The sequence below is a fragment of the Labrys okinawensis genome, assembly GCF_002982075.1.
GTDB lineage: Bacteria > Pseudomonadota > Alphaproteobacteria > Rhizobiales > Labraceae > Labrys > Labrys okinawensis_A.
In genome coordinates, this window is the sequence record NZ_PUEJ01000001.1 from 388,335 (window position 1) to 410,110 (window position 21,776).

19 protein-coding genes are annotated in these 21,776 nt (G+C 65.8%); 8 read left to right on the plus strand and 11 right to left on the minus strand.

Features of this window, described 5'->3' with window-relative positions; translation table 11 throughout:
- Positions 1 to 4: 4 nt before the first annotated feature.
- The 8 genes from sctO to C5L14_RS01875 are packed head-to-tail and all read right to left on the minus strand — an operon-like array spanning position 5 to position 5,272.
- Complete coding sequence (gene sctO / locus C5L14_RS01840) at positions 5 to 505, minus strand: type III secretion system stalk subunit SctO (RefSeq protein ID WP_105860320.1); 501 nt, start codon at positions 503 to 505, stop codon at positions 5 to 7.
- Complete coding sequence (locus C5L14_RS01845; RefSeq protein WP_105860321.1) at positions 498 to 1,850, minus strand: FliI/YscN family ATPase; 1,353 nt, start codon at positions 1,848 to 1,850, stop codon at positions 498 to 500. Before C5L14_RS01845 ends, sctO begins: the two co-directional genes overlap by 8 nt.
- On the minus strand, positions 1,847 to 2,470 hold the full coding sequence (sctL, locus tag C5L14_RS01850; RefSeq protein ID WP_105860322.1) for a type III secretion system stator protein SctL: 624 nt from the start codon (positions 2,468 to 2,470) through the stop codon (positions 1,847 to 1,849). Before sctL ends, C5L14_RS01845 begins: the two co-directional genes overlap by 4 nt.
- Positions 2,471 to 2,474: 4 nt before the next feature.
- Entirely contained in the window at positions 2,475 to 3,089 is a 615-nt protein-coding gene (locus C5L14_RS01855; RefSeq protein ID WP_105860323.1) for a hypothetical protein, read from the minus strand.
- Complete coding sequence (gene sctJ, locus C5L14_RS01860) at positions 3,086 to 3,901, minus strand: type III secretion system inner membrane ring lipoprotein SctJ (RefSeq protein ID WP_105860324.1); 816 nt, start codon at positions 3,899 to 3,901, stop codon at positions 3,086 to 3,088. Before sctJ ends, C5L14_RS01855 begins: the two co-directional genes overlap by 4 nt.
- A gap of 32 nt (positions 3,902 to 3,933) precedes the next feature.
- Positions 3,934 to 4,368, minus strand: coding sequence for a hypothetical protein (locus C5L14_RS01865; RefSeq protein ID WP_105860325.1), 435 nt, complete (start codon positions 4,366 to 4,368; stop codon positions 3,934 to 3,936).
- Between the two features lie 50 nt (positions 4,369 to 4,418).
- Complete coding sequence (locus tag C5L14_RS01870) at positions 4,419 to 4,601, minus strand: hypothetical protein (RefSeq protein ID WP_105860326.1); 183 nt, start codon at positions 4,599 to 4,601, stop codon at positions 4,419 to 4,421.
- Positions 4,598 to 5,272 carry a type III secretion protein gene (locus C5L14_RS01875; protein ID WP_245443172.1) on the minus strand — a complete coding sequence of 225 codons (675 nt, stop codon included), beginning with the start codon at positions 5,270 to 5,272 and terminating at the stop codon, positions 4,598 to 4,600. Before C5L14_RS01875 ends, C5L14_RS01870 begins: the two co-directional genes overlap by 4 nt.
- A gap of 279 nt (positions 5,273 to 5,551) precedes the next feature.
- On the opposite strand from C5L14_RS01875, the gene C5L14_RS01880 reads away from it, so the two are divergent.
- Positions 5,552 to 6,235: a L,D-transpeptidase gene (locus C5L14_RS01880; RefSeq protein ID WP_245443173.1), complete on the plus strand. Its 684-nt coding sequence runs from the start codon at positions 5,552 to 5,554 to the stop codon at positions 6,233 to 6,235.
- Between the two features lie 311 nt (positions 6,236 to 6,546).
- Here C5L14_RS01880 and C5L14_RS30225 read toward each other — a convergent pair whose 3' ends face one another.
- The 3 genes from C5L14_RS30225 to C5L14_RS01890 form a co-directional block, all read right to left on the minus strand.
- Positions 6,547 to 6,714 (minus strand): hypothetical protein, encoded by a 168-nt coding sequence (locus C5L14_RS30225; protein WP_181160972.1) that lies wholly within the window; start codon positions 6,712 to 6,714, stop codon positions 6,547 to 6,549.
- Between the two features lie 124 nt (positions 6,715 to 6,838).
- On the minus strand, positions 6,839 to 14,446 hold the full coding sequence (locus tag C5L14_RS01885) for a DUF4781 domain-containing protein (RefSeq protein WP_105860327.1): 7,608 nt from the start codon (positions 14,444 to 14,446) through the stop codon (positions 6,839 to 6,841).
- A gap of 83 nt (positions 14,447 to 14,529) precedes the next feature.
- Positions 14,530 to 15,399 carry a MurR/RpiR family transcriptional regulator gene (locus tag C5L14_RS01890; RefSeq protein ID WP_245443174.1) on the minus strand — a complete coding sequence of 290 codons (870 nt, stop codon included), beginning with the start codon at positions 15,397 to 15,399 and terminating at the stop codon, positions 14,530 to 14,532.
- 211 nt (positions 15,400 to 15,610) lie between these two features.
- Here C5L14_RS01890 and C5L14_RS30230 point away from each other — a divergent pair, with 211 nt between their 5' ends.
- The 7 genes from C5L14_RS30230 (at position 15,611) to C5L14_RS01920 (ending at position 21,765) form a co-directional block, all read left to right on the plus strand.
- Entirely contained in the window at positions 15,611 to 15,787 is a 177-nt protein-coding gene (locus tag C5L14_RS30230) for a hypothetical protein (protein ID WP_181160973.1), read from the plus strand.
- Between the two features lie 112 nt (positions 15,788 to 15,899).
- A complete protein-coding gene (locus C5L14_RS01895) occupies positions 15,900 to 16,931 on the plus strand; it encodes a SctD/MshK family protein (RefSeq protein WP_105860329.1) in 1,032 nt (343 codons plus the stop codon).
- On the plus strand, positions 16,928 to 17,365 hold the full coding sequence (locus tag C5L14_RS01900; protein ID WP_105860330.1) for a hypothetical protein: 438 nt from the start codon (positions 16,928 to 16,930) through the stop codon (positions 17,363 to 17,365). The genes C5L14_RS01895 and C5L14_RS01900 overlap by 4 nt, the downstream gene beginning before the upstream one ends.
- Before the next feature lie 17 nt (positions 17,366 to 17,382).
- Positions 17,383 to 17,703, plus strand: a complete 321-nt coding sequence (locus C5L14_RS01905; RefSeq protein ID WP_245443176.1) for a hypothetical protein — start codon at positions 17,383 to 17,385, stop codon at positions 17,701 to 17,703.
- Positions 17,690 to 19,849: a type III secretion system export apparatus subunit SctV gene (gene sctV / locus C5L14_RS01910; RefSeq protein WP_105860331.1), complete on the plus strand. Its 2,160-nt coding sequence runs from the start codon at positions 17,690 to 17,692 to the stop codon at positions 19,847 to 19,849. The genes C5L14_RS01905 and sctV overlap by 14 nt, the downstream gene beginning before the upstream one ends.
- Before the next feature lie 151 nt (positions 19,850 to 20,000).
- On the plus strand, positions 20,001 to 21,278 hold the full coding sequence (locus C5L14_RS01915) for a type II and III secretion system protein family protein (RefSeq protein ID WP_245443178.1): 1,278 nt from the start codon (positions 20,001 to 20,003) through the stop codon (positions 21,276 to 21,278).
- A gap of 13 nt (positions 21,279 to 21,291) precedes the next feature.
- Positions 21,292 to 21,765 carry a hypothetical protein gene (locus C5L14_RS01920; protein ID WP_181160974.1) on the plus strand — a complete coding sequence of 158 codons (474 nt, stop codon included), beginning with the start codon at positions 21,292 to 21,294 and terminating at the stop codon, positions 21,763 to 21,765.
- Positions 21,766 to 21,776: the final 11 nt, after the last annotated feature.

Below are 21,776 nucleotides of genomic sequence, written 5' to 3' on the forward strand. Positions count from 1 at the left end.
AAAATCACACTCTTCCTGGCTTGGGCTTCGACGCGGCCGCGAGTGTTGCTTCCTCCTCGATCATCATTTCCTCGATCGTCTCCAGCCGCCGCCTGCCGCGCGATCTCATCTCGTCGACGAGTTGGGTCAGTTTCTCGACGGCTTTGCGCCGGACGTGATGGTCTTCGCGCGCATGAGCCAGCTTTTGCTGCTGCCCGGCTTCAGCCTGCCTTGCCTCTTCGCTCGCCTGCCGCAGTTGCTCCACTTCGCTTGCGGTCATCTCGAAGCGGCCGCGCAGCGCCAGCAGGCTTCGGGCCGTGAGCGGCTGGCCCATGAGGCCGGCGAACGAGGCTCGTTCGTCGGACGCGGCCCGTTCGAGCCGGCTGTCGAGAGCGGCAGCCGCCGATTGTGTCTGGCGCTGCGCTTCGCGGACGAGGCGTTGCTGGCGGACAACCGCTTCCGAGGCGCGCTGCTCGCGCAAGCTGCGGATCCTGTGGAGCTGGGAAATCACCGTCTGCCTAGCCATTGACGATGTCCCGCAAGCGCCTGGTGGTGTGCTCCATGCTTTCGTGCTGGTCGGAGGACTGGCGCAGGAAAGCGTTGATCCTGTCGATCTTGGCGACGGCCTCGTCGGCGACGGCGTCGCTGCCCTTCTGGTATTCACCGATGCGCACCAGCAGTTCCACCTCGGCGTGACGCGACATCAACTCGCGTATATGCGTTGCGTCGGCCCGATGCGGCTGCGAGATCACCGCATTCATCAGGCGGCTTCTGCTGCGCAGGATGTCGATCGCCGGGAAATGGTCGCGCCGGGCAAGGTCGCTCGACAGGAAGACGTGGCCGTCGAGCAGAGCCTGCAGTTCCTCGGCCACCGGGTCGAGCGTGCCGTCGCCTTCGAGCAGCACGCTGTAGAGGCCGGTGATGGTGCCGGTCTGACCGGGGCCGGCCCGCTCGAGCAGGCGCGGCAACGCCGCGAACAGGGAGGGCGGAAAGCCGCGCCGTGTCGGCGGTTCGCCCGAAGCCAGGCCGATTTCGCGCTGGGCCCGGGCGAAACGGGTGATGTTGTCCATTGCCAGCAGGACGTGCTGGCCCCGATCGCGGAAATATTCGGCGATGGTGGTAGCGACAAAGGCGGCCTTGACGCGCTCGATGGCTGGTCTGTCCGAGGTTGCGGCGACGATGACGGTGCGCGCCATGCCTTCGGGACCGAGTGCATGCTCGACGAATTCGCGCACCTCGCGGCCGCGCTCGCCCACCAGAGCGACGACGGCGACATCCGCATCGGTGCCGCGCACGATATTGGCGAGCAGGGTCGATTTGCCGATACCCGGCTCGCCGAACAGGCCGATGCGCTGGCCGCGGGCGCAGGTGAGCATGCCGTCGAGCGCGCGGATGCCGAGCTGGATCGGCTCGCTGATCAGCCCCCGGGAGAGCGGCGAAGGGGGAAAAGCGTGCACGGGGCGCCGGTCATCGAGAGTGCCGGCGTGAAGAGGCCGGCCGTCGAGCGGCTCGCCGAGGGCGCTCACCACGCGGCCGAGCAGGCCCGGGCCGACGCCGATCTGCAACTGGGCGGCCACGGGAATCACTTCGGTCAAGCTCGACAGGCCTGCGAGGTCGTCGAGCGGGACCAAGACGGCCGAACCATCGGCAATGCCGACGACCTCCGCCCTGACGCGGCGGCCGGTTTTCGGGTCGACGAGGTCGCAGATTTCGCCGAGCCGTGCCTCTTCTACCGTGGCATGGATGATGACGCCGACGACTTCGCGCACCCGCCCGCTGCGGCCCCGCTGATTTTCCTCGCGCAGCCGCTTGCTAAGGCGCGGCACGATATCGGCGAGCTTCGCATCGATGTCGAGGGGGGCGCTGGTCATGACGCCGCCTTTCTCGCCGATCCGAGCGCGGCGGCGATGGCATCGAGCTGGGTGCCGACGCCGGCATCGATCACGGCGGCTTCGCTCGCCACGATACAGGCATCGCGCGCGAGGGTGGGATCGGCCTCGATCTCGAGGGCAAAGCCGAATTGCCGCTCGCGTGCGAGCGTATCCAGTTCCGCGCGAACCCTGTCATGCGCGTCGGGATGAACGGTGAGCCTGAGATATTTGGCCTGCCGGACCTCGGCGACGGCCTGGCGGGCGATCTTGGCGACGAGTTCGTCGAGGTCGAAGCTGCCCAGCAGGCGCCGGGTGACTTCCAGCACCAGCTCGCCAACCTGGCTTTCGACGCCCTCGAAATAGCGGTCGAGCTTGGCCGTCGTCGCGGCGACGAGGCGGGCGGCTTCCCGCTTGCCTTCGGCAATCCCGTCCTCATAGCCCTGCGCATATTCGGCGGCATAGGCCCGCCGGCCGGCCTCGCGCAGGCGTTCGGCGTCCTGCCGCGCGGCTTCCAGAAAGCCATAGCCGTCCTGCCAGGCCTTTGCCTCCGCCGCGCGCAGGATGCGCCCGGTCGGGCGCTTGGGTCGATCGGCCAGGGGCCCTGTGTCCTGCCCTGCCATTCCCCTACCTCGAGCCAGCGGCCCGCCGCACGATCGGCGGGCCCAATTGTGCAAAAGGCGCGGGTGCCGTGCCGTCGAGGTCGGGACTGGGCGGCAGCTTGAGGCGGACCCGCACACCGACACCTGCCGGCATGGCGTCGCACCAGGCGCCGAGGCAGCGCCAGCCATCGGCCGCAACCCGCTCCGCGAGATCGGCGATCGGCTCGAGGACCTGTTCCGGGCCGGCGAGGTCGCGGTTGAGCACCGCGTATTCGCACAGCGCTTCGCCGAGTCGGGCATGCAGCGCCGCCGTCGTCTCGCGGCGGATCACGCCGGCAAACGATACCGCCCAATAGATCGCGCCGGCTTTCAGCGCGAGATCGGCCAGCCGCTCGGCGTCGCAGAGTGCGATCGCCCGGTCTTCTTCGTCGACCTGCGCCTCACCAGCGGAAAAGCCGTAATGCTCGCCGATCAGGCGCGAAAGCCTGGGCTCCAGCCGCTCCGCGGTGAGCATATGCGCGCAGGCCTCGTCACCTAGGGTGCCGCCGAAACACGGAGCCAGGCGGGAGGCAATCGTATGAAGGGCCGGCTTGTGCACAAAGGACCGCCAAGCCTCGGCGGCATCGATTTTGCTGGTCATGGCGCCCTCTTCACGGGGCGAAGAGGGGGTGATCCGTCGAGGGCGTAGACGTCGCGTCGCCGCCGCCAGTGAAGATAGGCCAGGCGCCCGGCCAGAAGCACGACCATGGCGGCGAGCCCATAGACGATCCACATGGCACGCGCGAGGTCGTCGGGATGCAGCCAGATGCCCAGGAAATTCGTGAGGCCAGGCTCGCTCGTCGTCGCCGGCTCGACCGGCGCCGCGACCGGCACGAGAATGACGGAGACATTGTCATAGGTCAGCCCGGCCACGCCGTTGGCGACCAGCATCTTCACCTGCGGCACCAGTTCCTTCATGTCGACCGAGGTGCGATGACGGATGAAGACCGATGCCGAGGACGGCACCAGCTGCTGCTTGAGCGGATCGTTCTCCGGCAGCACCAGATGCACGCGCGCGGACAGGACGCCGTCAATGTCGGAGATGGTTTGCGAAAGCTCCTGGCTGAGGCCGTAGATCATCGCCGCGCGTTCCTCCACCGGGGAGGAGACGAGCCCGTCACGCTTGAACACCTGGCCGAGGGTCGCGAATTTCTCCTTGGGCAGGCCGATCGCATCGAGCACGGCCATGGCTTCGGCGAAGCGGGCCTTGTCGACGAGAACGGTCACCGTGCCCTCCTTGTCGATCTGGCGCTGGGCGGGAATGCCCCGTCGCACCAGGGCGGCGACAACCTCGTTGCCCTGGCGCTGGCTGAGCCCCGTGTAGAGTTCCACCGTGCAGGCCTGCAGGAACAGCACGCCGACAAGGGCAAAGACGGTGCCGAGCCGGCGCAGCCAGGCCGGCAACCGATGCATCGATACTGGCCTCACGGAGCCCCCGCCGCGCACTATTGCTGTTTGATCAGCGTGTTGACCGAGCCAGTCGCGGCCGTCACGCTGTTGATGGCGACGGAGACATTGGCGGCCGCCCACATGAAGGAAATGGCGCGATCCAGCGTCAGATCCGTGTTCGGCTGTCCCGGTGCCCGTTCATTGCCAGCTGCGGCATTGCCGCTCCCCTCACTGGCTGGCGAGGCGAGACCTGCCTGCGGGCCGTTCTTGGCAAAGGCCGACTGGGCCTGCTGCACCACCCCTTCGAGCGAATGCAGCGCACCGCCGACGAGAGCGGTGGGATCATTGGGCAGCCCGGCCTTCCCGACGCTCTTTTCCATCTCCACGAGATAGTCGAAGAGCTGATGCTCGACATTCGCCTGGGGCTGGGGCGGCTGGAACTGGGTCGGTGCCGCCGAAACCGCGCCTATGGCAGCGTCTGCAAGCTGCATTGTTCATTCCTCATCGATCGCCGATTGGGTACCTGCCTCCCGGTTCCGGCTCAGCCTTCCTCGTTGCGGGCCTGCTGCATGCCTTCCAGGGCCCGGTCACCCTGTTGCTGGGCCATGCTCACCGCGAAATTGGCGAGGGTTTCTTCCATCTGCTTCTGCAGGGCCGCTTCCTGGCTTTCCTTGCTCGGATCGGGCTGACTGGTCGGGCTGATTCCGTTGCTCTCGATCTTCATTTGCTCTCTCCTGGATGCTTGGCGGTGGGCGGGGTCTCGACCTCGGCGCGCCGGCCTCGGAAAACACGAACCGGCACGACATTTTCAGCCGAACCGTCGACTTCACGCGCCCGTGCCGGGCCGGACGGCTCGGTCAACACGCCGAGCGCCTTGCGCACGGCGTCGATATAGGCGGGCGGGCCGGAAACCGAGACGACCCGCTCGTTCTGGGCGATCTTGATGGGGTAGCGTGTGTCGGCGACGCCGAGTTCGCGCAGCCGGCCGGGAATGCCGGGCAGGGTGGCCGCGTCGACCTTGAACATGTCGGTGCGCATTTCGGCTTCGGTGGCCACGGCCAGGCTGGCGCCATCATAATACCAGACCAGGCCATAGCGGTCGCAGACCCATTGCAGGAACTCGCGCGCCGTTCCCATCGGCATGCCGGCACTCAATCGGCCCTTCACCCCATCGCTGAGCTTGACCGGAACGTGGATGTTTCGGCCGAATTCGGTCAAGGCGTCGCGTACCGACTGGTCGATGGTGATGTATTTGTACGGGCCGGCGGGCCAGTCGGGCTCCGCTGCGCGCACGGGCAATGCCGCCATGCCCAGGCAAAATCCGATTGCGAAGCCGAGAATGGCGGGAGACCGTCGATGCGTCCCCATGGCCACCCTGCTGGTCTCAAATTCCATGCCCCTTACCTGTGCAACGACGCATTCGCTCTTCGAGCGTTGAGTCCCGGGCGGCGTGATTTGCCTGCCAAATCGTGCCGCACATTATCGTGATCGTCGCTGAAATGAAAGTCCAATTGGATTATAGAGCCATAAGCAAGTGCCAAATGCTTCAGATTCGCATTGGCATTGGAGGTATCTTGTTACGGTTTTCAAACGAGGCTGCGAACAGGGGGAGCACCGGGAATGGCGGTTGATGCAGGACGTCTTCATGCGTGTCGCTCGCTGCGGGGCAAGCGCGTGATCCTGCATTCCCTCCTGCGCAGAGCCGGGATGGCGGCCGGCATCGTCGGCATGGTCTCAGTGTCGATGACGGGTATCGCCGCGGCCCAGGCGGGCGGCTACGATCCACGAACCTGGACCTATGACGGCGAGCAGGACATCGTCATCGCGCCTTCGGACAATCCGCAGGGGGACGTCGTCGACGGGCCTGCCACGGGCCCGGCTCGCCTGCCCGCAACAAGGCGTGCGCCGCCGATCGCCCGCCAGATCGTGGCATTCGCCGAACCCCATCCCAAGGGATCGATCGTCGTCGATACCCGCGAGCGCCGGCTCTACTACGTGCTCGGCGAGGGCAGGGCGCTCAAATATGTCATCGGCGTCGGGCGCGAGGGCTTTGCCTGGTCGGGCCGGGATCGCATTCTCGACAAGAAGGAGTGGCCCGATTGGCGCCCGCCCGCTGAAATGCGGGAAAGAGAGGCCGCACAGGGGCATTATCTGCCGGTAAGGCTGGCTGGTGGCCCAAACAACCCCCTCGGCGCACGCGCGCTCTATATCGGGAACACGCTCTATCGCATCCACGGCACCAATGCGCCCTGGACCGTCGGCACGGCCAATTCTTCAGGCTGCATCCGCATGACGAACGAGGATGTGATCGATCTCTATCAGCGCGCTTCGATCGGAGCCGAGGTCGTCGTGCGATAGGGCTGCGCGTTCGGGTGTGGGGCGCCGCTTCGCTGTCATTCTCCGAGGCGGTCTGCCGTCACGATTCCGGCGTGAGTCAAGGCATCGCATGGCAATCTAGCGGAGGTATAAAAATACTGAAAAATTCCTGCAGAAATTGTCGGCGAAGGCCTGCCGCAACCGTTCCGGGTGGCCCGTCGGTGTCCGGCCGGAACGGTCCATGAGCCGCGGGGTATTCAATCAGAGGGCTGCCTTCTGCTGGGATGACTTGCCCTAACTCATTGTTTCGACACCAGGTTTGGCAGTTCTTCCGCGGATGTCGATCGGAAGAATCAGGTCTTTTTGCCTCCGGCCCAGAATGCGGCGACGACGCCAATGGCGATGAAGATCATCATGGCGAAGAACACCTGGGCGATCTGGAAATTCAGGGAATCCCTGGCCACGAAAAGGGCGGCGACGGGCGCCGCCACGAACAGCAACAGTCGGATAATCAGGCTCATCGGCACCCCCACCGCTCGCATCGAAGCTATGGGAGAGCAGATTGGCCCTGTCGCGGGCGTCCCGCATTGACCTGAATCAAGGCGAAACGGGCTTGCGCGGGAGGCGGGCGCTTCCGAGCTCAGATCATGCCGTCCCACCGGGCAGATAGATGCGATCCCCGGCAAAGATGATGTCGGGGATAGCGATGTGGCCCATGTTCAGCAGCACCGTTTCCCGCACATCGGCAGAATGGCTGCGTGCGATGCCGCCCATCGTGTCGCCATCGCGGGCGATGATCGGCTGGTAGCCCTGCCGTTCGAGTTCGGGATTGAGGCGTCCCTGGCCATCCTGCGCGCCGGTCGGATGCGCCTGCACGAAGCTGGCCTCGACCCAGCCTTGTTGCTCGCTCCCGTCCGCTCCACGGGCGCTGACGGGAACCCAGGTCTTGCCGGATTCGTCGGATTTGGAAACGCCCGTTTCCTTAATCAGGGAGCCGGGCTCGATCACCGTGACGACATTCGAATCGCCCGCCGGTTCTCGCCTCAGATTGAGGCCGTCATCAGCCGAGACGACGAACTGGGCCGGCGTCGCCTCGAGGTTGCCGGGTTCTTTGGGCCGGGGCTTGTTCGGGCTCGTCTTGGTGGTGGTCGGCGAGGGCGACGGGGTCGAGGAGCTCGTGGCCGAGGGGGAGGCCGTCGGTGTCGGCGCCGTCTTTGACGGCGTCGGGGTTGGCACTGTCGTCGTCGGCGTCGGTGTTGTCGGCGTTGGCGTGGGATTGTTGTTGCCCGGGGGCTGCATCCCGGGAGCATTGGCCTTGCTCTGCTGATCGAGCCAGTTCGCGACCACGATGCCGCTGAACAGGATCATGCCGCCGCCGAAGGTGACACCGAAGACGACACGATCGAAGCCCGACATTTTGGGCTCCCATTTCCCGCGTCCCAGTCCCGTCCGGGCGCCTCGCGCCCACAGATAGGCCGAGCCGAAGAGGAAGGCCGCATTGTCGACCGTATCGGCGCTACCCGGCACGAAGTCGAAGCCTTTCGACACGAAATCCGGCACGCCGGGCAGGCTCGAGAGGTTCGAGCCGTCCTTGGGAATGGAATCGCCCAGCGAGAGCCCGCTTCCGATCGCATAGGAAGGCAGGTTCCATTTGTCGGCCATCGGCATGGCCGGCCGGCCCGTACGGGCCTCGCGCACCGCCTTGGCGAAATAGAAGGCATTGCTTCCTTCGAACAGGGCTCCGCCGGCACCACCCAGAGTGACCGAGGTGGGGATGCCGGCCGCCTGGGTCGGCAGATAGCTCAGCGCATCGCCGATCTTCATGATGCGGCCCAGCGGCGTGTGGAGCGCCGTCCATTTGCCCGGCAGGGCTGCAGCAGCGCTCATGGTCAGACCGCGCCAGGCGAGACCGCCGGCTCGCATGTACACTTGGATATGCGGCGGCAGGGCCGGCCAGACGGCGGCGAAGGTGGCCGTGGCGGTCGTGGTCAGGGCGAGATCGTCGACGCCCATCGCGCGCATCTTCGCCAGCGCCCGCACCGGCGCCGAGGCGGGCGTGTAGCCGTTGAGGGCCGAGCGCTGGTCGGCCTTCAGCAGGGCGGTCTGGAATGGTTTGAGCACGTCGACCTGGGCCGGCGTGAGGGCCTGCAATTGATCGTCCTTCAGGCCAGCCAGCTGGCTCGGCCTGAGTTTCCTCACCTGCTCCGGTGTCAACTCACTCAGTTGCGAGGGGGTGAGCTCGGCCAGATCGAGATATTTGATGCGTTTGGGCGCGATGGCGCGCAGCTGGTCGGGCGTCAGATCCCGCAACTGGTCGGACGTGAGATCGATGATTCCGCCCGGCGAGAGGCGGGCCATGTCATCCGGAGACAGGTTGCGGACCTCGATGAGTTCATTGAGGAGCGTGCGCCCTTCCTCGCTCATCGCCTGCTTCTGGGCGTCGCCAACCGCCTCCATCTGTGCCAGCGTCAATTCGGGAATCTGCTGGCGCGTCAGGCTGGCTGCCATGTCAGCGACGGATGCATTGGGCAAAGCCCGCAGCTGTTCGCCGGAAAAGGCTCTGATCTGCGACTTGGTCAGTGCCGAAAGCTGATCGGGCTTCAGCCATCCGGCCTGGTTGGCGTCCAGACTGGCAATGTCGAGATATTTGACCCGGTTGGCCGGGATCGCGCCGATCTGGGGCTGCGTCAGTTGCCCCTGCAGGCCGGATCGCTTGAAGGCTTCCCATTGCTTCAAGGTCAGCCAGGAGACCTGGCTTGGCGTCATGGTCCCGATATTCAGGTCCGCAACGCGGTTCTCCGCGATCGAGCGCGTTTGCGCCCGCGACAGATGAGGCAGCAGCCCGGCCTGATTGAAGGCTTTCCATTGGCTGTTGGTCATCGCCGCGATCTGGGCCTGAGAGAGGCCGCCGATCTGTCTTTTCGTCAAACTGGCGCTATCGAGATATTGGACGCGATTGTCGGGTATCGCTCCGATCTGGCCTTGTGTCAGATGTTCCTGCAGGCCGGCCTGATGGAGCCCCTGCAATTGCTTGCCATTGAGGGCCGCAACCTGGGCCCTGGTTAGCGAGCGAACCTGGGATTTCGTCAGGGATCCGGCGTCGAGATTTCGCACCCGGTTTTCCGGAATAGCCTGCAATTGACTGCGTGTGAGCGAACCCTGCAGGCCGGCCTGTTTGAAGGCTTCCCATTGCTTGGGCGTGAACGCGGCGACCTGGTCCGGCTTCAGCCAGGGCACGTTCTTGGCGTTGAGTTGGGTGATGTCCAGCTGCTTGGGATCGGTGGCCTGCAGCTGCTTGCGCGTGGGAGGCGTGCCTTTCGGCGGGTGGGCCGACGGATTGGGACCCGTCTTCCTGCCCAGGGTGATGGGATCGATGGGCCCATCGCCGGGGCCATGCACGCTGCTCGGCGAGGCAGGGGCGGCCGTTTCCTTGCCGCCTGCGAACCAGAAGGCCTCTTGAGCGGCATGATTGGGCTGCTGGAGTGTGGCTCCTCCGGAAATATCGGTCAGCGGCAGGCCGGGCAGTTCGACCACCTCCTTGCCGCCCTCAGCGGGCCGGATGGCGCCGGCGAGCTCGACAGGCCCGTCATAGGCGCGCGTCCGCACGCCGAGCCTGTCGGCCACCTCGCCGGCGAGAGAACGCGTAAGGGGACCGCCTGTCTGATGGTCCAGGGAGCCGGCGCGGCAGGCGAGGATCGTGATGCCCTGGCCGTCGCGGTAGCCGGCATTGCGCAGGTCTGCGATCAGCTGGGTCGCGCCGGGCAGATTGGTCTCGTCGGCGATGACCAGGAAGGTGTCCTCACCGGCGGCCCCCCGATTGGACAGTTCGATCGAAAGATCCTTCGCCTCGACCGGCCGTCCGCCGACCGTCACCGTGCCATCAGGGAGGTAGTTCAGCGTGCGGCCGTTTTCCGAGCTGAACGCCCGCGAATTGACCGATGCAGGCACTGTCGTCGTGTGGGGTCCTCCGGCCGCCTCGTCGGCCGCGACGAGCGGCCTGGTGGCTCGCAATCCCCTGACGCCGAGGCCCGTGCCGGCCACGCCGACGCCGAGGCTGGTCAACGCGCTGGCAAATTCCAGGCCGCTCATCTGGTCGCCATAGGCAGCCAGGTCGTGGGCCGACACCGCCGTCAACGGCACGCCCGTGCCGATGGCCGCCCAGTCGAGGCCGCGCGCGGTTCGGTTGAGCCCACCCGAACTCCTCATATAGGCGTCCGCCGTCGTCGCGGCGGAGGTTCCTTGCCCGGTCATGCCGATACTGGCCCGGAACGCCTGCGTCACCGACAATTCCGTGGTTTTCGCCATGCCGATGGTGCGCAGCACGCTGGATCCCATCGGCAGGACGGTGGTGGCCACCGTGCCGATGTTCATCATCGATTCCATGTCGCCCAGTTCGCCGCCGTGGTTGAGATAGTCCACTTCCTTGATGACGGCGCGGGTGCCGAGATAGGCGCCCCCGGCATAGGCCACGCCCGCGGCAAGCGGCGAGAAGGGGTTGGGAATGACGGCAACGGCCGTGGCGAGGGCGGTGCCGATGCCCACGATCGGATCGACGATCCTGTCCAAGGTCGAGACATTGCGGGCCTGGACCACCTCGAGGTCGATCTTGCCGTCGGCGCCGGGCTTCATGTTGAGGCCGGTCGGCACGATCAGCTTGCCGCTTTCCTGGAACTGGCGGTTGTTGTCCTGGAAATCCTTGATGGACTCGAATTTCTGGCCGGTGGCATCGACATACCAGGTCTTGTCGCCATTCTGGACGGCGAAAAGCGAGACCTGCTGCGCACCGACCTTGTCGTCGACATAGAACAGGGGCACGACCTTGACCGAGGCGGTGTTGCCGCCGATGTCGCGGATCTCGTCGACCACCTTGTCGAGGGCCGTCCGGCCGTCTTCGCTGGAGGTGTCGAGGCCGAGGGTGCGAGCGACCAGCCCTTCCTGGGCCTGGCGACCCTCGAGCGGCTTGTATTGGTCGTTATAGCCGGAATGGTAGAGGTTCTGGAACGTGGCCTGGTAGACCGACATCGCCTGGTCGCGATGGTCGTCGAGATAGACGCTCTGGAGATGGGCGTAATAGGGCGCCGATCCCGCATCGTCCAACAGCTTGAGCGGCTGGGTCAGCAGGAAGGAATACCATTGCTCGGAGCGCTCGGCCGATTGGCGGGCATTCTCGACGCTGGCGCGCTGATCCTGCGCCGCGTCGAGCCGGATCTGGGCCGCAGCGACGTCGGGGTGCACCCACAGCCACTGGCCGTTGATCTCGATGCGAACCGGCTTGCCGGCTTTGACGATGGCGTCGATACCACCGCGCTGCACGTCGCCGGCCATGTCGGGGGCTACCCCTACCTTCTGGCCGTTGACCGTGACTTCCACGGGCTGGGTACCCTGCGGCAACAGGCCTGCCGGCGCTTCGACGCTGCCCGGACCATGCTGCTTGAGGGCTCCGTCGAGATCGGTCTTGAGCCCGGTGATCTGCTTGTCGAGACCGTCCCGCACCAGGCCGAGCTGGTCCTTCATCATGGCCTGGATCTGCTGGCCGGCGGAGACCTGCGCTGCCTTGGCCGCCGCGAGGCCACCCCGGCCGTCGGCATAGCACATAGCGGCATTGACGGGATTGTTGAGAAGCGCCTGCCACTGCTTGTTGAGCTCGCCGTTGCGCAGGTCCTCGCGGATGTTCTTGTCGCTGGTCGAGAAGGTGAGTTGAACCCGCTTGGTGTCGTGCTCGTATTTGGTCTCCAGGTAGAGCTGATGATCCTTGGGATCCTCGATGACGTTCTGTTCCTTGATCTTGCCCAGATAGTCGCCGCCAGCGGTGGAATATTCTTCGTCCCAATCGAACATGTCGGGATGGGCAGCCTGGTACTGGGCCAGAATCTTCTGCCTGAGATCGGTGGCCTGGACTTCCTGGGCCGATAGCGTGCTCGTGGCCGAATAGAAGTTGGAATAGGCCGTGGCTGCATCGACCTGCTTGCCAGCATTCTCGCTCAATGTCCTGGCATCGCTGAGATTTTTCTCAGCTGCCGTGCGCTCGGGCGTGCCGGGCTTGGTGGCGTTGACCTCCTGCTGCCGGACGCCGACCAGATAATCCGCCAGCGCCTTGTCTCCCTGGCTGGCGGAGAGCCCGGCCTGGTAGAACAAGGCGGTCACATTGTCGTGGGCCGCCTTGGACTGGGCGTCCTTCAGTTCGTAATTGGTATGGTCGTTGGTCGCTCTCACCGTCGCCTGCCCGGGCGGAGGCGGGGGAGGCGGCAATGTCGCCTGCTTGGTGATCGCCTGGTCGAGCAGGCCCTGGGCCTTCTCGTAGCTCTCTCGCGCCGTCGTCGCATTGGTGAGCTGGGTGTTGGCCTCGTCGAAGGCCTTCCGGGCGTCGGCGAGCGAGCCTTCCGGCGTCGGCGCGTTCCATTGCAGGCCGAAGGGAGCCAGCTTGTCGTCGAGCAGAGCCTTGGCGTCGGCCATCGCGCCCTTATAAGCGGGATCGAGCGCGTAGACGTTCAGTTGCGCCTGCGACTGGTTGACCTTGGCGCTGGCCTCTGCGCGCTGGCCGATAGCGACGTTTTCGGCGGCCATCGCCTTGGCGACCACCGGATCGACCCATTTGCCGTTCATCGGCACCCAAGCGCCACCCGACGGGGCCTTGCCGGGGGGCGGGGTGCCGTAGGGGTTTTCCGCCGTCGGATTGGTTCCCGGCTGGCCCTCGCCATATTTTCCGATGGCATCCTGGGTTTTCTGGTGCAGGTCGTCGACGGCCTTTTGCAGGCCCGGCAGCTCCTCGCCGGCGAAGATGCCGTCGAGCGTGGTCTTGACGATCTCCGCCTTCTTGGCTTCCTTCGGATCCGAACTCTTGGGATCGATGGAGACGAGAGTCTGGGCGAGCGCCGCCTCGGCGCTGTCGGGCTTGACCTTGACCTCGCGCCCGGTGCCGTCGTTGTGCAGCGTCATGCTGCCGTCCGGCTTGGTGGTCAGCGTATAGCCGTTGAAGGTTACGGAGACGGTGGTGTCCTTGCCCTGCTTCACGGTGCGCGTGGTGCGGCCGTTGCCCTCGACCACGCTCTTGGTCTCGGTGCCGTTGGCTTGCGTGCTGGTGGTGACCGCATTGCCCTTGTCGTCGGTCGTACGCACCGTGTGGGAGCCGTGCTGGTAGTCCTGGTAATAGCCGGTGACGGTCTTGCCGGTCCTCTGATCGACGATCTCGGTGGACTGCACGTCGCCATTGTCGCTGGTGGGCTGGCTCGTCTTGACCTCGAGGCCGGCGGCCGCTAGCTGGGCGGTCACCTGCTCCCTGGTCAGTCCGCGCTCGGCGGCGATCTGATCGATGCTCTTGCCGGCCGCGACATCCTTCTCGATGCCTTCCGCTCCCTTGCGGGTCGGATCCTGGCTGGCGGCGAGCGTGGTCGTCTGCCCCTTGGCATCGGTCACCACCGTGGTGGACTTGCCGTCCGCGCCGGTCGTCTTCACCGTCGTCACGCCATTGGAGAGTCGCGTCGTCTGGGTGATGGTTCCGGTTCCCAGATCGTCCTCGCGGCGGGTCGTCGTCGCCCCCGTCTTCGGGTCATAGGTCGTGGTGATCTTCTGGCCGGATTCGTCGCGCACCGGCGTGTCGGTTTCCTTGCCCTTGGCGTCCTTCACCTGGGTGTAATAGCTGCCGTGCTGGAAATCGTAATATTCGGTGACGGTCTGGCCGGTCCTGGGATCGCGGATCTGGGTCGTGCGAACGTCGCCATTGTCGCTCTTCGGGTCGGTCGTCTTGATGTCGAGACCGCCGGCCTTGAGCTCATTGAGCACCTGGTCGCGCGTCAGCCCGCGTTCGGTGGCAATCTGGTCGATGCTCTTGCCCGTCTGCACGTCCTTGACGATGGCGCCCGCATCGGCCCCCGGTTTCGGCGTATCGGCGGGAGCCGGGTTGTCGACCGGTATGACCGCGGGCGTGCCGCTCTGGGGCGTGAGGAACAGGGCCGGGGTTACCGTCGGCGTGCCGGACGTCTTGATCAGGGGCGTGTTGCTCGCCAGGGACAGCGGCGTGACGGCCGGGCTCGCTGCCGTCGCTGGCGGCTCGAGCTTCGTCAGTTCCGTGTTGGTCTGCTTGAGTTCCTTTTGCAGCTTGGAGGCCTCTTCGGCCTCCCCCATCTTCTGCGCGAGTCGGATCTGCTCGCGCAGCTTCTGCGCCTGGGCCCGAAGTTCTGCGATTCGATCGATGTCGTTCTTGGGGGTGATCTTCGGCGGAGGCGGTGGTGGCAGAAAGATGGGACGAACGACCATGCGTTGACTCTCCAAAACCAATCCGATTCCTGCGCACCTCCACCGGAACGCCGGAGCCGGGTCTCAAAGTGATGGCGACAGCCTCATCGTGAGGGCGTCCAGTAGACATCGTATTCGCTGAGGTGCTGCTCCACGGCGCGCATCGCTTCCTTGACGTCGACGCCGGACCGTTGAGCAATGAGGGCGATCAGGATCTCCGCCGCCGCGAGGGCCGGCGTCACGCTCCTGAAGAAGGAATGGGATTCGACCGTGACGATGACGCTGGCGCGTGCCAGGCGCGCCAGCGGCGACACCCGGCTGTCGGTGATCGCCACGATGGTCACGCCGCGCTTGGCGGCACGGCGTGCCACCTCGACCGTGGCGCGGGCATAGGGCGCCATGCCGACCACCAGCATGACGTCCCCGGGACCGGCATGGCGAAGGGCGTCGACCTCGCCCTTGGCGGCAGCGTCGAGCAGGGTGCCGCGATCGTCGAACAGAGAGAACAGACGGGAAAAGTGAGTGGCGACGACCTGTTCCGAACGCAGCCCCAGGCAATAGACGCGCCGCGCGCCGATCAGGATGTCGGCGACGGCGACATGCTGCATGGCGCTGGTATATTCGCCAAGGCGGGCGACCTGTGCGGCGAGCATGTCGGTGGTTGCGCTGACCGTCGAATAGCCTTGACCGTCCTCCGCAACGCTCGCTGTCTCTACCGCCTCGGCCGGCTTGGCAGCGGATTTGGCGCCCGGTTCGCGCAGGGCCTGCGCATAGAGGGCGCGCATGTCCTCATAGGCTTCCAGACCCAGCCAGCGCGCCAGGCGCATCATGGTGGAATGCGAGACGCCGGCCCGTTGCGCCTGCTCGCGCATCGATATCAGCGCGACTTCCTGGGGGTGGTCCAGCACGAACCGGGCCGCCAGCTTCAGTTGCGACGGCATGGTCTCGAACCGCTCCACCAGGAGCTGCGTCAACGGACCTTCTCTCATTGCGGCGACCCAAATCTGTTGATGACGAGAGTATGACATGGCCTTCGCCAATGCAACAATTGGAACTTATTAATAGCGCGCATTCCAAATGGACTTTCATTCCGAGATTCACTAGCATGCCAATGACGGCGATCCGAGCGATGCCCTTCGCGGTCTTGTGATCTCGCCGTTCGAAGCGCGATTCAAGGAGTGAACGATGTCCGTGTCTTCCCTAAATCCAAACGCATCCAGCAGCCCCAGCGGGGCTGTCGACGATGCGATCGCGAAAATGGAAAAGATGTTCTTGCTGAACCTGAAGCTTCAGGTGGCGACGACTGAAATCGGCGTGAAAAACAAGGCCGCCGACAACATCACCCGCGGCAGCAAGACCTGAGTGACGAGCGCCGCCGGCCGGGGCCGGCGGCGCTTGAACCGCATTGTCGGAGCCGCTTTCCGAAGGCGCAGATCGGAAGGAAGGCCCCGATTGGGGATTGGGGACTGGATCGATGCCCACCGGATTGATCGACAAGGCTCAAGGTGAGGCGCATGCCCTGCGTCGGCCCTCGCCACCGCCGGCCGCGGATGTGAACGAGACCCGGTTCGAGCCCGGATCGGCCGTGGATTTCCAGGTGACCGACGGCCTCCACAGGGGGGCCAGTCTCGCCCTGGACGAGGCCGACTATACGATTGGCTCGGGAACGGATGCCGACATCGTCCTGAGAGATGCGGGGATCGCGCCTGTTCATGCGCGCCTGCGCTGCCGCGGGCGCCGGGTGGAAATCGAGGCCGTCGGCGGGACGCTCACCCTTCCAAAGGCGGAAATTCTGCCCGAAGGCCATGGCCGCCGTTGCCGCCTGCCGCTCGAAGTTGGCATCGGCGAGGCGCGATTTCGCCTGGGTTCCCGCCGTCGATCGGCGGTGGCGACGCGTTTGGGCGGCGGGACGTGGCTCGGGCGGTTGCTGTTCGCCAGCGGCGCGATCATCTTCGCGGTGGTGGGAGCCTCGCTCGCCCTGAACGGCCTGCCGAGCGCCACGGCATTTTCCTCCCAGGCCCATCGGGCCGAAGAGCCGCAACCGCTTGCGGCCAATTCCGAGAAACCGGCCGCGCAGCCGGCGGCCGTGAGCCTGACCGGCACGACCGCCCTGGCGAGCCGGGCCCGCGACGAGCTGGCGGGCCGTTTGGCCGATGCCGGATTCTCCAACCTCACGATCACCGCCGAAAAAGACCGCCTTGTCGTTTCCGGCGCGCTGCCGGCGCAGCAGGGGGAGGCCTGGCGGGACGTCCAGGCCCGCTATGACCAGGCCTATGGCGACCGCATTCCGCTCGTCTCGCGGGTCGAGACGGGCAAGCCGGTGCAGTCGCCCCCGCTCACATTGCGGGCGATCTGGTTCGGGGATCGGCCCTATGTCATCGCCAGCGATGGTGCGCGCTACCATGAAGGGGCTTTCGTCACCGGCGGCTGGATCATCGAGAAGATCGGCGAGGACGGCCTGCGGCTGGCCAAGAACGGCTCCACGCTGACCTTGAAATACCGATGACCCGACGACTTGATGCCATTCGCCTCGATGCCCCCAATCTCGGTTCGTCCGGCCAGGAGACGAACGTCAAGGGGTTGCAGGGGCCTGCCGTCAACCGGCGGCGGCTGCATTCGATCGAGTCACGCTCCGAAGAAACCGGCAAGGCGGGCAGGAGCGAGCGTTCGGAAACGGCGGCGCGATCGGCAGGCAAAGCGGCGGGGCCATCGGCTAAGCGCTCCCTCGACGACGAACTCCAGGACTTCATCATGCCCAAGGGAGCCGGCTCGGCCATCCTGCGCCGCTCGGTGCCCATTCTGCGCTACTGCATTTCCGACCTGGTGCCCCAACTGGAGGGGGGAGACCAGCTGCGCAGCCTCGCCCAATCGCTGATGGAAGAGGAAATCGAACGTCATCGCGACCTGATGGCACGGCTGCAGAAGGAAACCGACAGCTGACCGACCGGCAGGACACCGTGAAACTGCTGCACCTGCTGGGCTATCTCTATGGCCGCCACGGCCAGGTCAAGCGCGGCACGGCCTATCTCCTGATCGCGGCCCAGCTCGAGCCGGCGAATGCGGAAGTCCTGCAGACCCTAGCTCATCTGCTCGTGCTGGGCGGCGAGGCAGGCAAGGCGCTCACCACGATCGAAAGGCTGGAGGAACTGGAAAGCGCGGCTCACCCCGCCCTCGCCCTGCTCAAGGGCAGGGCCCTGCTGGCGGCGGGGCGCCCGGTGGAAGCGCGGCGGTCCTTTCAGGATTTTCTTGCGCAACGAGAGCTGAATGACCATGCCTGACCGCATTCTGACGTTCCTTGCCAAGGCCGCCAAACGCGCCGATCTCGTCATCGCGATCATGATGCTGGTCGCGGTGATCATGATGCTCATCCCGCTGCCGACCGAACTGGTCGACGTGCTGATCACCATCAATATCGCGATCAGCGTGCTGGTGCTGCTCGCCGCGCTCTACGTCACCCATCCGCTGGATTTCTCGTCGCTGCCGTCCGTCATTCTGGTGGCGACGCTGTTTCGCCTCGCCATCACCATCACCACGACCCGCCTCATCCTGCTGCAGGCCGATGCCGGCCAGATCATCACCGCATTCGGCACCTTCGTGGTCGGCGGCAGCATCGCCGTGGGACTGGTGGTGTTCCTGATCATCACCATCGCGCAGTTCCTGGTCATCGCCAAGGGTGCGGAGCGGGTCGCGGAAGTCGCCGCGCGCTTCACCCTGGATGCCCTGCCCGGCAAGCAGATGAGCATCGACGCCGAGTTGCGCAACGGCGACATCGACAAGACGGAGGCGCGCCGGCTCCGCCAGCGCCTCGAACGCGAGAGCCAGCTCTTCGGCGCCATGGACGGCGCCATGAAATTCGTCAAGGGCGACGTCATCGCCGGCATCGTCATCATCCTGGTCAACCTGATCGGCGGTATTGCGGTCGGGACCCTGCAGCACGGCATGTCGATGGGCGTGGCGGCCTCCACCTATGCCCTGCTGACCGTGGGCGACGGTCTGGTCGCGCAGATCCCGGCCCTTCTGGTGGCGGTGGCCTCGGGCACCATGATCACGCGCGTCGCCGGAGCGGACGGGGAAGGCGATCTCGGCGGCCAGATCGCCGGGCAATTGCTGCGCGATTCGCGCACGCTTGGCCTGGCGGCGGTCATCCTGGCCGGTCTCAGCCTCGTGCCCGGCTTCCCCACCATCATCTTCCTGATCCTCGCCGCCATATTGGGCGCCGGTGCCTATGCCCTGCATCGTAACGCCAAGGGGACGAAGGACGAGGAGCGGGCCGCTTCCGCGATCGCCTCCGATGTCGCGCGGTCCGGCATGGCTTCCGGCTCCCTTGCGGCCGCGGAAGGGCAGGAGACCCTGCCTTCGACCCGGATTCTGGTCCGCTACGGCAAGGGCACGCTGCTTGAGAGGGCTGCGCTGGATGAATATGTGGGCGGCATTCGCCAGCGCCTCTATGACGATCTGGGCGTCGAACTGCCCCGCATCGGCGTCTATGAAGACCCGGCCTTGCCGGGGCAGCATATCCGCATCGACGTGGAGGAGGCGCCGGTCCTCGAGGCGGATCTGCCCGAAGGGCGCATCAAGGTCGAGGGGGAAGCCGCCAACCTCGCCTTGCTGGGCCTTGACTATGAGGAGCGTCCTGCCGGGCCGCGGGAGAATGCGGTGTGGGTCGATGCCGGTGCGGCGCCGGCGCTGGCCGGGGCCGGGCTGGCTTCCTTCGGCCCGGGCGAAGTCGTCGGCAGATGGGCCGAGGAGATGTTGAAGCGCTATGCCGGGCATTTCGTCGGCATCCAGGAAACCCGGGCCCTGCTGTCGGAAGCCGAGGACGATTACGGCGAACTGGTCAGGGAAGCGCGCGAAGCCGTGCCGTTGCAGAAAATTGCCGAAGTGTTGCGCCGCCTGGTGGCGGAAAACGTGCCGATCCGCAATCTGCGCATCATTCTGGAAGCCTTGGTGGAAGCGGGTGGCCACGAGCAGGACCCGGCCCTGCTTGCCGAGCATGTGCGCGTCGCCCTGAAAAGGCAGATCAGCTTCCGCGCCGCCGACCGCAACCGCGTCATCGCCGCCTATGTGATGCAGCCCTCGGCGGAGGAACTGCTGCGCGCCGGCCAGCAATTGGCGGCGACCGGCGGCTTTGCCGGCCTGCCGGAGGAGCAGGCCCAATCCATCGTCGCGCAGATCGGGCGGGCTCTTCGGGAAACCGCGCCGGATGCTGCGCCGGTCATCCTGGCGGCGGGAGACGTCCGGCGCCACATGCGCGCCTTCCTGGCTCAGCACGGCATCGAACTCGCGGTTCTGTCCTATCAGGAGCTTGCGCCCGAATTCAACGTGCAGCCGCTCGCGACCATCACAAGCCTGCAGGGCCAGGGCGCTGCCCGGCCCTCGCTCGCCACCACCCGCCCGGCCAAACAACATGAGGGGGCCGCCTGACACGGGGCAGGCACGGGCGCCATCGACAGACGACAGACGACAGGAGAGGAACGGAATGACAAGTCACGGCAGGGCCGGCCTTTGCATGATCTCACATGCATCAGGCTTCGCCCCGGAAATCGGTTGGTCTTACCTGTATCGGCAACTGGCCGTGCTTGCCGCTTTCGCGCTTCTCCTGCTGGGCCTGGTGCAAGGCGCCCATGCCCAGACCATGACCAGCCTGCCGAGCAAGCCCAGCGTCGACCTCGCCGTGGGGCAGGGACGCCTGTTTCGCTTCAAGCAGCCGGTCGAATCCGTGCTCGTCGCCGATACCACTATCGCGGACCTGCAGATCGTCTCGCCGCAACTGGTCTATGTTTTCGGGCTGAAGCCGGGCCTGACCAACCTGATCGCGGTGACGGCCGACCAGAAGGTCGAGGCGACCACGGAATTCCGGGTCAGCACCGATCCCAGGCCCGCCCAGCGGGCCCAGAAGGTGATGCAGCCGCGCGGGGCGACCAATCTCACCATTTTCGGGGACCGCATCGTCGCCAGCGGCAATGCCGGCAGCGTCGACGAGGCGCTCGATACCGACGATGTCGCGCGCACCTATTCGCAGCCGGACCGGCCGCCGATCAACGACACCACCATCTCCGGCTCGCAGCAGATCAACATACGCGTGCGCTTTGCCGAGGTCTCGCGCTCCGAACTGCTGTCCTTCGGCGTCGATTGGGGCGTCTTCGCCACCTCGGGGAACTTCTCCTTCGGCCTGTTGAAGACCGGCGGCGTGAGCGAGGGTGGCGGCAATCTCGGCCTTGGCCTGCGATCCAATGCCGTCAATGTCAGCGCCCTCATCGAGGCCCTGCAGCGCAACGGCATCGTCAAGATCCTGGCCGAGCCGAACCTGACCGCGGTCACGGGCCAGACGGCGAGCTTCCTCGCCGGCGGCGAAATTCCCGTGCCGATCCCGCAAAGCCGCGATACCGTGACAGTCGAATACAAGTCCTTCGGCGTCTCGCTCAACTTCACCCCGACGCTGCTCCCCAACAACCACATCGCCATCCACGTCAAGCCGGAGGTCAGTTCGATCTCCGATTCCGGCGGCGTCAGCCTCAACGGCTTCAACCTGCCGAGCTTCGTGGTGCGGCGGGCAGATACCACGGTGGAGGTGGCAAGCGGGCAGACCTTCGCGATTGCGGGGTTGTTCCAGCAGAGATTTGCCAAGAGCCTGCAGAAATTCCCCTTCCTGGGCGACGTGCCGGTGCTCGGCACGCTCTTCCAATCCGAGCGTTTCCAGCGCGAGGAAACCGAGCTGGTGATCCTGGTCACGCCCTATCTCGTCCAGCCGGTGCGAAGCCATGACCTTGCCACGCCGATCGACCGGCCGGCCCGAAACAAGAAGGCCCGCAAGCCGGCGAACACCGCCGGCATGGGCCTCATCGTGAAATAGGAAGGACGGCAGCATGCACGCGAATTTCCTGCGGGCCGGCCTTTGTCGGGGCATGGCTTTGGTCGGCCTGATCGCATTGGCCGGCTGCTCGGCGGGGCCCACGGCCGATTATTCGCCCGGCTACAGCTATGTGGCGACCAATGCGGGCCATGGTTCGGCCAAGGGTGCGACAGGCTCGGTGCTGGTGCCCGATGCCTGCCTCGGCCCGCCGGCCGATGTCCAGCGACCGGCCTGGGGCACGGTGGAAGCGGCCATGCCTGATCTCGGGGCCCACCTGCCGCCGGGCTGCGCCAATGCCTACAATTTGCAGCGCATGACCGAAAGGCAGAGTGACCTCGTCGAAGGCCGGCGCATGGGTCCGGCCGCCGGCGTCACGACCGCGCGTGCGGCGCGAAAATATCTGCTGGGGGAGAAAGAGGGGGATGCATCCTCATCGGAAAATCTCGGCGGTGCCGGCGGCAGTGCGACGCAGCAGTCCTCCGACTAGGATCGGATCCC

Excerpts from the sequence above, each read along its gene's own strand:
- sctO (WP_105860320.1), bottom strand. The coding sequence starts at position 505 with ATGGCTAGGCAGACGGTGATTTCCCAGCTCCACAGGATCCGCAGCTTG.
- C5L14_RS01845 (WP_105860321.1), bottom strand. The coding sequence starts at position 1,850 with ATGACCAGCGCCCCCCTCGACATCGATGCGAAGCTCGCCGATATCGTG.
- sctL (WP_105860322.1), bottom strand. The coding sequence starts at position 2,470 with ATGGCAGGGCAGGACACAGGGCCCCTGGCCGATCGACCCAAGCGCCCG.
- C5L14_RS01855 (WP_105860323.1), bottom strand. The coding sequence starts at position 3,089 with ATGACCAGCAAAATCGATGCCGCCGAGGCTTGGCGGTCCTTTGTGCAC.
- sctJ (WP_105860324.1), bottom strand. The coding sequence starts at position 3,901 with ATGCATCGGTTGCCGGCCTGGCTGCGCCGGCTCGGCACCGTCTTTGCC.
- C5L14_RS01865 (WP_105860325.1), bottom strand. The coding sequence starts at position 4,368 with ATGCAGCTTGCAGACGCTGCCATAGGCGCGGTTTCGGCGGCACCGACC.
- C5L14_RS01870 (WP_105860326.1), bottom strand. The coding sequence starts at position 4,601 with ATGAAGATCGAGAGCAACGGAATCAGCCCGACCAGTCAGCCCGATCCG.
- C5L14_RS01875 (WP_245443172.1), bottom strand. The coding sequence starts at position 5,272 with ATGGAATTTGAGACCAGCAGGGTGGCCATGGGGACGCATCGACGGTCT.
- C5L14_RS30225 (WP_181160972.1), bottom strand. The coding sequence starts at position 6,714 with ATGAGCCTGATTATCCGACTGTTGCTGTTCGTGGCGGCGCCCGTCGCC.
- C5L14_RS01885 (WP_105860327.1), bottom strand. The coding sequence starts at position 14,446 with ATGGTCGTTCGTCCCATCTTTCTGCCACCACCGCCTCCGCCGAAGATC.
- C5L14_RS30230 (WP_181160973.1), top strand. The coding sequence starts at position 15,611 with ATGTCCGTGTCTTCCCTAAATCCAAACGCATCCAGCAGCCCCAGCGGG.
- C5L14_RS01895 (WP_105860329.1), top strand. The coding sequence starts at position 15,900 with ATGCCCACCGGATTGATCGACAAGGCTCAAGGTGAGGCGCATGCCCTG.
- C5L14_RS01900 (WP_105860330.1), top strand. The coding sequence starts at position 16,928 with ATGACCCGACGACTTGATGCCATTCGCCTCGATGCCCCCAATCTCGGT.
- sctV (WP_105860331.1), top strand. The coding sequence starts at position 17,690 with ATGACCATGCCTGACCGCATTCTGACGTTCCTTGCCAAGGCCGCCAAA.
- C5L14_RS01920 (WP_181160974.1), top strand. The coding sequence starts at position 21,292 with ATGCACGCGAATTTCCTGCGGGCCGGCCTTTGTCGGGGCATGGCTTTG.